Origin of the sequence: Gelidibacter pelagius (assembly GCF_017581925.1) — a bacterium.
GTDB lineage: Bacteria > Bacteroidota > Bacteroidia > Flavobacteriales > Flavobacteriaceae > Gelidibacter > Gelidibacter pelagius.
Window position 1 is genome coordinate 15900 of sequence record NZ_JAGEVG010000013.1, and the last position, 13358, is coordinate 29257.

A 13358-nucleotide genomic window follows, 5' to 3' on the forward strand; every position below is an offset into this window, starting at 1 on the left:
CATCCCTATATATTTGTTTTGCTTACTCTAATGATTGATTAACATGAAAAATATACTTCTACCAACTGACTTTTCTGAAAACTCATGGAATGCCATTGTTTTCGCGCTTGAATTTTTCGAAAAAACACCATGTACCTTCTATTTGTTACATGTCAATTCCTTAAGTTATTTGGCAGCGACTGATTCGCCATATATTCAAACTAAGGATTTTGTTGAAAATACGTTTACAAAACCTGCCAAAAAGCAATTAAATACCCTATTGAAACGAATTTCAACAGAATTCCCGACGAAGTCCCACCATCATTTTTTCACACTAACCGATTATAACTTTTTTGTGGATTCCGTTCGTAACCATGTGGAGGAAAAAAAGATAGATATGATTGTCATGGGAACAAAAGGTGCCAGTGGCTTGAGAAAGGTGATTATTGGAAGTAATGCAGCAGATGTTATTAAAAAAGTACAATGTCCTGCATTGGTGGTTCCGGAGGAAGCAAAATTTACCGATTTACGAGAAGTTGCATTTCCAACAGATTATCTTTTAACCTACGCGGTCGATCTCTTACAGCCACTCTATAATATTCTGGAAGCCCATAATTCGAGTTTGCAGGTCTTGCATGTGACCAACAAGGATGACACGCTAACCATCGCACAGCAGGACAATAAGGATTTGCTTAATGAATATTTTCATAAATTCGATACCAAATTCCATAAACTTACCAATAGAAATGTTGAAGATGCCATCGAATGTTTTGTACAGAGTAGGGATATCAAAATGGTGGCCATGGTAGCCAAGAACCTAAATTACTTTCAGCGGATTTTATTCCATAATAAAATTGAAGAAATGACGTATCATACGCATATTCCGTTTTTAGTGATGCACGACAAATAGCCGCATTCCCGCGCAGGCGGGAAACCTTCAGGTTCAGCGAAGCTAATCTCGTTATTATCCATCCAAATTTTGTATTTCTGCGAGGACCGAAGCGGATCTTTAGGTTTTTTTCCTCCCACAGATTTCCGCGGACTTATACGTGGTTACACAGAGTATTACAGAGGTCACACGGAGTTGCACAGAGACTTTTTTAAAAACCATAAACTCTATCCAAGCATGGAGAGAATTTAATGTTTTCCAAAAATGGCAATTAAATTAACGAATTAACCAGTAGTCCCAATCCAAAACTCTCCTCCTTTTAAAGGAGGAGTGGTTTCTGCTTCAGAAGAGAAGCAGAAGACCTGCCCGTCCGTTCAGGCTGGCGAGGTGGTTTGAATCCAGGATTAAGCAGAGTTGCACAGAGTTACACGAAGACTTTTTGAGATAACATGAACTTAGTCGCTTGTGGAGTGATTTTGCAATTCAGTTTTTTAGGTCTGTTTTAACCTGAGATTAGCTTCGCTGAACCTCAAGACTTCCTGTCTTCCTGTCTGCCGACGAGGCAGGCGCAGGAATTAGGCAGTCTTTCAAATGACATATATCATAGTTTTTGTGGTTTTAATCTGTTAACTTTATCCCATATCAAATAAAATTAAACACTATGATTTCTATACTTTTTCCGACGGATTTTTCTAAAAACTCAATGAATGCCATCACCTATGCATTGGAGTTTTTTAAATATGAAAAGGTTGAGTTTTATTTTATGCACGCCTATCAAAAGGATGTGTATGATCATGAGGATTTGGTGTCTCGTGACAATTTTGATGCTATTTTGGAGCGAGTGAAGACGGAATCAGAAGCCAGTTTGAAAGAACTGCTAAAGAGAGTCAACGAAATAGCTCCAAATCCGCGATATACCTACCACAGTATTTCGGCTTTCGGCACACTGGTAGAGGAGGCCAACAACATTGCCGACACCAAAAATATCGACTTGATCGTTATGGGAACGAAAGGAAAGTCCGATGATCGTAAAATTGTTTTTGGAAGTCAGACCTTCCAAGTCTTGAAATATGTACAATGTCCGGTATTGGCCATTCCAAAAAACTATACCAACACACAGCCAAAGCGTATTTTGTTTCCAACCGATTATCTCATTCCATACAAACGAAGGGAATTAAAGTTGTTATGTGATTTGGCAGCGCCTTACAGAAGCATTATTGATGTCTTATATGTCTCAAAAATTGAAAAATTATCGATGAGGCAAGAAGACAATCAAACCTTTATGAAAGGAACGATCTGTAAAACTGAAATAAACTTTATCACTGCAAATAGTAGAAAAGTGGCTGAAACCATTCAGGAGTATATCAAAAAGAACGATGTTGATATGTTGGTCATGGTCAATACACAGCATTCTTTCTTAGAAAACATGTTGTTTCCTTCCAATATCGATAAAGTAAGTCTTGATCTTAAGATTCCGCTATTAGCAATGCAAAATTCGACACGTTCAACACCAGCATCTTAACAAGTGATTATGAAAAACATACTCTTACCAACTGATTTTTCTGATAATTCTTTGAACGCCATCAGGTATGCCATCCAGCTTTTTGAAAATGATCAGTGTACATTTCATTTGTTCAATGCTTATACCCCTGTTGTTTATGATCTGACCTATGTTTTGCTTAGTCCTGCGCAATTTGGTCTTCGCGATCCCATAAGAGCTGCCTCTCAAGAGGGTTTAGATAAACTTACTACAGAACTTAAAGAAGAGTTTGGCACCAATCCAAACCATAAATTTGAGACCATTGCCAGGTTTGAAACGCTTATTGCAGGGATCAAAGAATTGATCGTTGAGCGAAATATTGATCTTGTTGTTATGGGGACCAAGGGTGCAACAGGCGCAAAGAAAATATTGTTTGGTTCGAATACGGTTCAAGTATTTAGAGAGATTAAGTTTCCCGTATTGGCAATTCCTTCAAATTTTGATTATGTGGTACCGAAGGAGATCTTATTTCCAACCGATTTAGAAGTGCAATTCAGTACCGCACAACTTCAAGTACTTAAAGCAATAGCGAAGTTACACAGCTCAAGAATTAATGCTTTGCACGTAAGTACCGGATATGGCTTGAGTGATGAGCAAGATCGCAATAAGACCATGCTGCCAACTTTTTTCGAAAGAATGGCCTATGAGTTTCACGATGTTGAAGATATGGAGATTCCTGCAGCTATTAACAAATTTCAGGAAGAACACGACATCGACATGTTGGTAATGGTTAATAATAAACATTCGTTTTTTGAGAATCTATTTTTTAAGGACACCATCAATCAAATTGGTTTTTATTTGAACATTCCGTTTCTCGTTATTCCTTCAAAACAGCAATAAAAATTAAAATATCATGACACCAGAAAAAAATAATATTTTAATCCCAACAGATTTTTCGGCCAATGCATGGAGTGCTGTGGTATATGCATTAAATCTATATGCCGAACAGGATTGTACCTTCTATTTTTTAAATTCCATATCACTGGCCCATGCCGACTCAAGATCCTATATTACTGCTAAGTATTTGGAAACTTTAACCGAAACTTCAAAAAATGAGTTAAATGCATTGAAGGATCGAGCAGCGCAGTTGAATAGTAATGCCAAGCATAAATTTGAGGTCATAAGCACTTCTGAAGAGATCACGTTGGCGATAAAAAGAGCGGTAAAGATTAATAATATAGACTTAGTCGTTACGGGGACCAAAGGCGTAACTGGGGTTAATAGGTACTTTTTAGGAAGTAATACGGTCAAGATTATTCAGAGTTTGAAGAGTTGTCCAATGATTGCCATCCCGAATGCCTATGAATTCAAAGTTCCGAAGCATATTGCATTTCCAACGGATTTTACCCGTGTTTACGAAGCCAAAGAGTTACAGGCGTTGCTCAATTTTGCCGATTTGCATCGTGCCCATATCTATGTTTTGCACATCAATTTGCAAAGTGAATTAAATGAACGACAAGAAGCCAATATGAGAGACCTCCAAGCGCATTTGGTAAATCATCAATATACGTTTCATTGGATGGAGAAATCTGGGACAAAATCTGATGAGATCAACGAGTTTGTCGCAGACTTTAATATAGATGTGCTTGCTATGGTAAATTACAGACACAGTTTTGTTGAAAGAGTCATCAAAGAACCGGTAATTAAAAAGATTGGATTCCAGCCGATAGTGCCGTTTTTGGTAATTCCAGAATAAAGGGGGCGAATTCCAAATTTCAAATTTCACAAATCATATTGAAAATAAATAAACATCCATGAAAAGAAAAATATTATTGCCTACGGATTTTTCAGAGAATGCGCTACAGGCCATCAAATATGCCTTGGAACTTTATAAAGATCAAGAGTGTATTTTCTATCTCTTAAACGTTTTTTTTATAAACCCCACCAATCTTGAAAGTCTGATTGGGATGGAACCGGGCAGCGATCTGTATGAAGCCACAAAAAGCAACTCTGACCGTCAGCTGGCCAAATTGTTAAGTGAAGTGGCCTTTAATGACAATGGAAATTCGAAACATAGCTTTCAAACAATTTCGACTTTTAACGAACCATTACAGGCCATTAAAAACATTGTAGAAGAAAAGGACATTGAGTTGATTGTGATGGGAACCCGTGGCCAGACCAATGCCAGAAGTAAGATTTATGGCAGTACAGCTATCGATGTTATGGAAAAAAACAGAAATTGCCCAGTGATTGTGGTGCCACAACTGGCTAAGCGTGAAATTCCAAAGGAGATTGTTTTTCCAACAAATTATAAAACCAATTTCAAGAAACAGGAATTAAAACATTTGATCAATATTGCTAAAAGCAGCAATGCCTCAATAAAAATATTGCATGTTTCTGAAGATGGCAAATTGAACGAGCAACAGACGAACAACAAAAAACTACTGGACGAATATTTTGAAGAGGTCAGCCACTCTTTCCATTTGTTGAGTCAACTGTCTGTTCCTGCTGCCATTAATTGTTTTGTGGAAAGCAGAGAAAGTGATATGGTTGCCTTCATAAATAGCAAGCATTCATTTTTTGCGAGTATCCTCAACCAGCCTCTTGTAAAAGGCATTGCCTATAGTTCTAAAGTACCGATTTTGGTGATGCATGATCTGAAGAATTGAGTTGATAGAATTCAGTATTAAGAACAAAGAATTAAGAACAAAGAACAGAGAGCGAAGAACAAAGAACAAAGAAACAAGACTTTAAGTAGAGGTAGTGTCTTCTCATGTTTTTTCACCAGCTATTTCACGAAGCAGACTTTCAGTCTGCCAATATAAAACTATGGATTTGAAATCCATGATGGCTTATTTACTGTTGATAAGTTACTGTTTTACTATTTTCATAGTGGTTTTTTGACCTTTACTGTTTTTCAATTCTGCCACATACATCCCTGCAGGTTGCTGAAGATCCAAGGCAATGTTTGTGGTGTTTTTAAATTGTTTCTCCATCACCAACTGTCCCGTTATGGAAAACAAACGGAGTTCAATAATGTCTTGAAGCGTATTAAATTTGATATGGATTGGCCCCTGAGTTGGATTAGGGTGCATAGACACTTGGATACCCTGTAATTGATCATCCAATCCAGCCGTTTCTTGGTTCCACTTCAGTTGATACCTGTTATAACTGTATTCTGATTTGAGATTGAACGTATTTGGGCCGGGATCAAAATCAATTTCCGATCTAAAATGACCCGAGGCGTAAATGCTGCCTGAAGCATCCAGCGCTATGGCTTCGCCATAATTACGTAGTGTAGGTCCGCCCAATTGATAGGCCAAAACATAATTTCCTGCCGCATCAAATTTATTGATATAAGCATCATGCCAAGAACCAGAATTAAAAATAACTTGGTCATCACCGGGATCAAAGTCGATATTACCACGGAATGAACCCGTGGTATAGACATGGCCCAAAACATCCACAGCAATGGATGTTGCGTTAGAATTAGGTCCTGGTAAAAACTTTTCCCAAGTGACTACGCCTGTAGGATTAAGTTTAACGATTCCAATGCCTGGGCCACCGCCACCAATGTAGATGTTTCCAGTCGTATCTGTTGTTACTGCTCTTCCAGCGATGTTATTTGGCAGTGCTGTGACCCATTCAAAGTTTCCGCCAGCATCGAGTTTCAATACAAAACCAGAAGCACCTGTAGCTCCTGACGAGGTCAGCTCAGCGATACCATCACCTGGGTCAAAGTCCACGGTGCCCGTAAAGTATCCGGTCAAAAAAAGATTGGATCCGCTGTCAATGGTCAAGGCCTCTCCGCGATCAAAACTCTCAGAACCAATGTGTTTGACCCATTGAAAATCGCCCGTAGTACTCAATTTTAAGATGAAGATATCTGTTTGACCTTTGGAAGTAAGCATGCTGTTACTAGTGCCTGGATCAAAATCGACCGTTTTTTCAAATTCACCGGTAACAAATACATCTCCCGAATGATCCACTACAATCGCATGACCAGTATCATTCGTAGCGCCGCCCATCTGTTTCGCCCAGAGAAAGTTGCCCTCTGAGTTAAGTTTACAGACAAAGATGTCTTTAACGCCATTGGAGGTCAAGTTATAAACCTCAGATCCTGGATTGAAATCGGCCGTACCTTGAAAGTTTCCGGTGAAATAGACGTTCCCAGAGCCGTCCACTGCTATTGCTGTTCCTTCATCATCTTCAGTTCCCCCTATTCTTTTGGCCCAGACGAGGTCTCCAGAAGCATCATATTTACTGACATAGATGTCAAGACCTCCAACGGAACTCAAATTCAAAATATCCGAGCCTGGATCAAAATCTACTGGGCCGCTATAGAAATGGCCTATACTGTAAATATTTCCCAAATCATCCAATGCCATCGAGCTATTATATGTAGCTCCGTTAAGTCCTCCGGTGGCAAAGGCCCAATCAAATGTAGGGGCTTGGGCATTGCTAGTAGTCCATAGGGAGCCACACAGGATGGCGATAAGTAATTTTTTCATAATAGTTTATTTTTTTGGTTAATAGTTGTTTTAATTTTTCACCAATTTAACCGTGGCTTTTCGACCTTGACCATCTTTTAGTTCAAGCAGGTAAATACCGTCGGCTTGCTGAATCTCAAACGGTAGATTTTTAAGGTGTTGGAATCGTTTTTCCATAAGCAGTTGGCCTGAAAGCGTATATAATTTGACGTTTACAGAAGTTTGTAGAGTGCTGAATTCAATGGAGAATTTGCCTTTGGTGGGATTTGGATGTACTATAAAATTATCCAAAAGTGAATTTTCAACGAGATCAAGTGAAGGAGTACTGAATTTCAGAATGAAGATGTCCCAATAGCCTTCGGCGGTAAGCAGATATTCACTACCTGATGGATTAAAATCAACTCTTCCTTCAAAATCGCCAGTACAATAAATAATATCACTGTTATCAATGGCAATTGATTTTGCTCGCGTCCAATAAGCGCGCCCTCCGTAGGAGTGCTTTGCCCACATAAAATCACCATCGGACCGAAGTTTTAATATAAACATATCATTAAGATCTCCAGTTAAATTGGTGATACCTTCTCCTGGATCAAAGTCTACGGTTTCCCCAAAATTCCCGAGTATATATACATTGCCGCTGTCATCTGTTTTTACGGAGTTTCCCATATCCGGCCTTGGTCCCCCAATTTGCTTTACCCAGAGCAAGTCACCGTTTGTATCGAGCTTTTGAATGAAGATATCCGATGCTCCTGCCGATGTCAGATTAGTAGTTCCTGCACCGGGATCAAAATCTGCCGTGTCGCTAAAACTACCGGTGATATACACATTGCCATCCAAATCGACGGTGAGTGCATTTCCTCGATCTGCAGTTTCTGATCCCATCTGCTTCACCCAAAGAAGGTTGCCATCGGCGTTAAGTTTCTGTACAAAAATATCACTATCACCTTTCGATGTTAAATTGACGGTTCCTTCACCGGGATCAAAATCTACGGTTTCCCAGAAGTAACCGGTAGTAAAGACATTGTCATTTGCATCTGTGGCTATCGAATAGCCAATGGCAGTAGATGCGCCGCCCATTTGTTTTACCCATATTAAATTGCCGTTGCTGTCAAGTTTAAGAATGAAGATGTCATCACCTCCAAATGACGTCAAGTTGACGGTGCTTTCTCCCGGATCAAAATCCACAGTGCCAGAAAATCCTCCAGTCATTAAAATATTGTCATTGGTATCCGTGGTGATAGAATTTGCTCTTGAGAATCGATCTCCCACCATATGCTTTGCCCAAATGAAGTTGCCATCAGCATCAAGCTTGAGTACAAATATGTTTTGTGTGTACGGAGTCCCTGTTCCGGTGGTCAAATTAAAAGTGCCTTCGCCTGGATCAAAATCTACGGTTTCAGCAAACATTCCGGTAATATATAGATTTCCCGAGGTATCGATGGTAATGTCGTTCGCTTCATCACCTGTTGCACTACCAATGCGCTTTGCCCATAAAAACTCGCCTTTGGAATTAAGTTTTTGGATAAAGATGTCGAAAAATCCGGCGGAGGTTAGATTATAGGTGTCTTCACCAGGATCGAAATCAATGGTGTTTTCAAAATACCCAACGGTATACACATTGCCCTCCACGTCGGTGACAATTGAATTGCCTGATTCTCGACCTACAGTTCCCATTGGGATCAACCAGTCCAATTCTGGAGTTTGGCTAAATAATAAGGTAGGTATTGACAGTAGCACTGTGAATAAGAATAATATTTTGATTTTTATTTTCATAATTTAGGATTTGATGAGTTTAAGAGTGGTTTTAGGTCCTTGATTGTCTTTTAATTCAAGTAAATAAATGCCATTGGAAAGCAGCGATTGCTCGAGTATAGCAGCGGAAATGAAGGATAGGAAGAAATGTGTCGTAAAAAAGGTAAAATTTTCTTGCATAGTTTTTGGTTTAAGATTTCTGGAAATTATTGTTCTCTCTAATTCACATCGGGAGACCTTCTGAAATGTCAGCATGATTTATCAATTATTTTTTAAGAATGTTTGCAATTTGGTTTTTGGCTTATCAAATAGCGGATGGATTGTTCTCTTTTGCGGAAATCCGTATTAAAATCTATCATTTATTCTTAAGTTTAGGGGCTGATTAAAACAATAAAATACTAATGCGCTTTTAAGGGTTTTCCATCTTTAATGCCAAAGGTTTTCTTGTTTTGAACTTGGTTGCCATTGACGAAAAGAGCGTAACCATAGCTTTTGAATTCAGACCCTAATTGATTTTACATGAAAATATTACACACTGCCGATTGGCATATAGGCAAACAGTTACATAAGGTGGACTTGTCCGAGGATTTGGAGTTGTTTTTTGATTGGTTATTGGATACGATTGCGAAAGAAGACATCGATTTGCTTTTAGTTTCAGGGGATGTATTTGATCAAGCCAATCCCTCGCAAGCCTCGTTAAAGCAGTATTATGGATTTTTAAAACGCATGCTCGGTACCGATTGTAAAATTATCTTGACCGGAGGGAATCACGATTCTGCCTCTGTTTTAAATGCGCCAAAAGACATTCTTGGGTTTTTGAATATTGATGTGATTGGGGGCGCTCCTGAAGATATAAACGATCTGTTTATAAAATATACTAAGAAAGACGAGCAGGTGGTGATTGCAGCCGTACCTTTTTTAAGGGATAAGGATATCAGGAATGCCGCGGCTGGGGAATCTTATGCTGATAAGATTGAGCAGATTCGGGAGGGAATTAAATCCTATTTTTCTAATATCAATACGCATTATCATCAGCAGCACCCTGGAATTTGCTTCATAGTAATGGGCCATTTATACGTGCAGGGCGCTCAGGTTTCTGAAAGTATGAGGGATATTCAAATCGGCAATCAGGCTGGGGTATCCGGAACTGTTTTTGGCGATGCACCTCATTATGTAGCTCTGGGACATATCCATAAACCTTACGCCGTTTCAAAAAATGTCCATTATTCTGGATCTCCAATTTGTTTGAGTTTTAGTGAAAAAGAAGAGGTCAAACAGGTCAATATTATTTCAGTTAGTGGACAACATGTTGAGGTTGACATTGTGCCCATCCCTAAGTTCAGAAACTTAATCACTTTTCAAGGCACACTCGAAGACGTTAAAACGCTATTATATGCCTATTCGCCCATTACGAATCTGGTTTCCCTTGCTGAAATCATTATAAATGAACCCGATGAAAATATACAGATCCGTCGTGATTTGGACGACCTATTGGAAAACTATGAGAATGCACATCTTAAAATTGTAAAATCAAAATTGAATTTTCTCAATAAAATCCGAGGAGCCTCAGAAGCTTTTGAGCCTGGAATAAGTGTTGCCGATGTGACGCCTATGGAAATGTTTGAAAAACGACTGGAGCTGGATGGCCATCAGGAAAACACCGAGGAATTAAAAAATGCATTTCGTCAAATTTTAGAAGAGCTTAACCTATAGTTTATGAAAATCAGTAAAATTAGTTTTAAGAATATCCATTCGCTTCGCGGCGAACACCATATCGATTTTTCATCTGGGCCTTTGGCAGAAAGCGGTCTTTTTGCGATTACTGGCGCCACGGGGTCTGGGAAATCCACCTTATTGGATGTCATTACCTTGGCTTTATACAATAAAGTACCCCGAATAGGATCCATTAGCAAATCGGTTATTGAGGATGAAGGCGGTATTATGACCCGTAACTCGACAGATTGTTACGCGGAAGTGGAATATATCGTCAACCAAAAAACCTACCGGTCACATTGGTCGATTGAAAGAAATCGGAACAACAATCTCAACGACCGGAAGCAGGAAATTATCGATGTGGCCACCGGCGCTATTCTTGAGAGTGGGAAGTCTGCAGTGCCTATTAAAAATGAGGAACTGATTGGGCTGAGTTATGATCAGTTTGTAAAGGCGATGGTATTGTCCCAAGGGCAATTCAGCAAATTACTACAGGCAAAAAGAGACGAACGAAATAAGTTGCTGGAAGATATTACCGGTGCAAAAGACTACAGATCGATCGGAATTGCAGTGTTCAGAAAGTTTAGAGCGGCTTCGGAAATCTGTAAAGAACAGGAAATTCGACTCGGAGAAGTTGAATTACTGCCAGAAGCCGAAAAGAAGAATTTAGTTGCCCAAGAAATCGATTTAAATAGATCAAAAGTCATCCAGAAGAAAGAATTGGATCTTTTAAAAATGACCATTGAAAATCAGAAGGGCATTCTTAAAAACCAAACCATTTTAACTACGAATGAAACCCAGCAAAAAGAATTAGCTCAGAAAATTGAAAATTTCAAAAAAGAGGAAATCACTTTAAAAAACCATTCAAAATATGTGGGGCATACCAAGCTGATTTCTGATTTTGAACAACAGGAAAATGCGTATAAAGACCATTCAGAAGCACTTGAACAAGAGAAGAAAAAGCAGACCAGCATCTTAAATGAAAAGGATGGATTGTTGGAAGAAGCTTCCATCTTGTTAAAGAGAAAAATTGACGCTAACGACTTTGTCAGTCATCTAACGGACTTCAATACAGCAGTGACGGCGCTCAAGAAAGATGAAGATCTGGCCCGGGCAGAGGCTAAGCTTCATGAGGAAACTATCAAAAAAACACTTTTGGAGATTAATAAAGATGCCGAGCGTATTCCTTTTAATTCAGAACCGGATGTTTTTATTGAGGGCATTCAGCCCATTGAAGAAAAAATTGAGACTTTCTTAAAAACAACCCAGATCAATGATCAGGAAGAATTGGCAGAAAAGGACGCGAAGCTCAAAGAAAAATCACAGTTGATCAATGCCATCAAAATTGCCTTGACCCAGTACAATTCGGAATTGAAAAACAAAAACTCAAAAGCAACCGAATTGAAGGCGAGTGCAGCTCTGACTGAAAAATACAGTATCCAACTTAAAACTTTAGAAGACGAATTGAAGCTGTTGGAAGTAGAGGTGGAGACCTTGGTCAAGGCGGAAGAAACGCGCAAAAAGCATCAAAGTCTCGAAGCGCACAGAAATGTTTTGGTTGATGGCGAGGCGTGTCCCCTCTGTGGAGCATTGGAGCATCCGTTTGCTTTGGACAATCCGATTTTCGATCCCAAAGAAGCCGTTCTAAAATCAAAAACGGAATTACTGACCACCAAACGCGCTCTAAAAACAGCCACACAAACCAATTTGGAAAACGAGCAGAAAAAGACTCAAATCTTAAAGAAAGATATACTTGCCATTACGGAAGCTATGGCGCCCCAGCTTGTTGAAATCGAAAAGATTTGTAAATCGCTAGAGTTAGACAACATTCCGGATAACGATAGGGTTCAGATTTTAGAAAACGAATTATTCAAAGAAATGCAATTGGTTGAGCAGGTGAAGAAGGCATTCCAATTACTGAGTCTTTTGGACAATTTAAGCCATTCCGCAAAACAATGGCAAACAAGTGCGGCTTTAACCACTGAAAAGGAAACCAAACGAAAGGCACTTTATGACGGTGAAGTTGTGGATAGCAAAGTACAAGCCTTAATTTCAAAATGGGCAGCAACTATTCAAAATATCAGCAATACCGATCAAGCCATCACCGTTCTGAAAACGAAACTTGAAAACATCGCTAAGGAAAAAGAAGGTTTTGAAAAGCAATTAAATACCATTTTAGAAACGGAATCAATTGAAAATTTCGCTCAGCTCAAAACATTTATTTTAACTGAAGCAGACGCAGAGCAAATCCGTCAGAAAAAGAAACATATAGAATTGAAGCAAGAGCGTTTAAAAACCGAAAAGGAAAACGCCCAAAAGGAAATTGAAAGTTTCAAAAAACGAATCACTTCCGATCAGCCTTTATCGGTACTTGAGGCAAATTACATTAAATTGGACGAAGCTTATAGCAGTTTAAATGAACAGATCGGGATTATTAAAACGAAATTGGAAGCCGATACCAAAGCCAAAGAAAAGCAGGAGGCGCTTTTGGAAAAACTAAAAGGCTTAAAGAAAGAAGAAGCCTTATGGAAAACCATGAACGGTTTGATTGGTGATGCCAACGGTAAGCGGTTTTCAAATTTCGTTCAGGATTTAACACTCGAACAATTGATTGGTTATGCCAATCTGCGTTTAAAAGATATGAACGACCGTTATGTGCTTGATATTCCCACTGCTGACGAGGCTGACAAAAATGATTCCTTAAAAGTATTTGACAGCCATCAAGGCGATGCCCGAAGATCCATCAACACATTATCAGGTGGAGAAACCTTTATGGTCAGTTTGGCGATGGCCTTCGCGCTCTCCGATCTCGCCGCAAAAAACGTCAAAATAGAATCCATTTTTATTGATGAAGGTTTTGGCACTTTGGATCCTGAAACCTTGAACCAAGCCATCACAATCTTGGAAAAAATGCAAAATGAAGGCGATAAATCCATTGGGGTTATTTCGCATGTGGAGGCTTTAAAAGATCGGATCACCACCCAAATACGCTTGGAGAAAATGGGGTCGGGGTATAGTACAATTGAAATTATATGAGAAACTTTGTTGTTCAATA

At 39.1% G+C, this 13358-nt stretch carries 10 protein-coding genes; 7 read left to right on the top strand and 3 right to left on the bottom strand.

The annotated features are described in order from the left end of the window. Nucleotides 1-43 precede the first annotated feature (43 nt). The 5 genes from J4051_RS11735 to J4051_RS11755 all read left to right on the top strand — a co-directional run bounded on the left by J4051_RS11735 (nt 44) and on the right by J4051_RS11755 (nt 5017). A complete protein-coding gene (locus tag J4051_RS11735; RefSeq protein ID WP_208234066.1) occupies nt 44-889 on the top strand; it encodes a universal stress protein in 846 nt (281 codons plus the stop codon). A gap of 640 nt (nt 890-1529) precedes the next feature. Continuing rightward, nucleotides 1530-2390 (top strand): universal stress protein, encoded by an 861-nt coding sequence (locus tag J4051_RS11740; protein ID WP_208234067.1) that lies wholly within the window; start codon nt 1530-1532, stop codon nt 2388-2390. Nucleotides 2391-2399: 9 nt separating this feature from the next. Beyond that, complete coding sequence (locus J4051_RS11745; protein ID WP_208234068.1) at nt 2400-3248, top strand: universal stress protein; 849 nt, start codon at nt 2400-2402, stop codon at nt 3246-3248. Between the two features lie 13 nt (nt 3249-3261). Next, nucleotides 3262-4104: a universal stress protein gene (locus tag J4051_RS11750; RefSeq protein ID WP_208234069.1), complete on the top strand. Its 843-nt coding sequence runs from the start codon at nt 3262-3264 to the stop codon at nt 4102-4104. Between the two features lie 58 nt (nt 4105-4162). Beyond that, nucleotides 4163-5017, top strand: a complete 855-nt coding sequence (locus J4051_RS11755; RefSeq protein WP_208234070.1) for a universal stress protein — start codon at nt 4163-4165, stop codon at nt 5015-5017. A gap of 201 nt (nt 5018-5218) precedes the next feature. Here J4051_RS11755 and J4051_RS11760 read toward each other — a convergent pair whose 3' ends face one another. From J4051_RS11760 to J4051_RS11770, 3 genes are read right to left on the bottom strand one after another with little or no spacing between them, the layout of a single operon-like run. Then, complete coding sequence (locus J4051_RS11760) at nt 5219-6859, bottom strand: SBBP repeat-containing protein (protein WP_208234071.1); 1641 nt, start codon at nt 6857-6859, stop codon at nt 5219-5221. Between the two features lie 30 nt (nt 6860-6889). Next, nucleotides 6890-8611, bottom strand: coding sequence for an SBBP repeat-containing protein (locus tag J4051_RS11765; protein WP_208234072.1), 1722 nt, complete (start codon nt 8609-8611; stop codon nt 6890-6892). Between the two features lie 3 nt (nt 8612-8614). Next, nucleotides 8615-8770, bottom strand: coding sequence for a hypothetical protein (locus tag J4051_RS11770; RefSeq protein WP_208234073.1), 156 nt, complete (start codon nt 8768-8770; stop codon nt 8615-8617). Between the two features lie 339 nt (nt 8771-9109). Here J4051_RS11770 and sbcD point away from each other — a divergent pair, with 339 nt between their 5' ends. Further along, nucleotides 9110-10303: an exonuclease subunit SbcD gene (gene sbcD, locus J4051_RS11775; RefSeq protein ID WP_208234074.1), complete on the top strand. Its 1194-nt coding sequence runs from the start codon at nt 9110-9112 to the stop codon at nt 10301-10303. Between the two features lie 3 nt (nt 10304-10306). Further along, nucleotides 10307-13339 (top strand): AAA family ATPase, encoded by a 3033-nt coding sequence (locus tag J4051_RS11780; protein WP_208234075.1) that lies wholly within the window; start codon nt 10307-10309, stop codon nt 13337-13339. Nucleotides 13340-13358 lie beyond the last annotated feature (19 nt).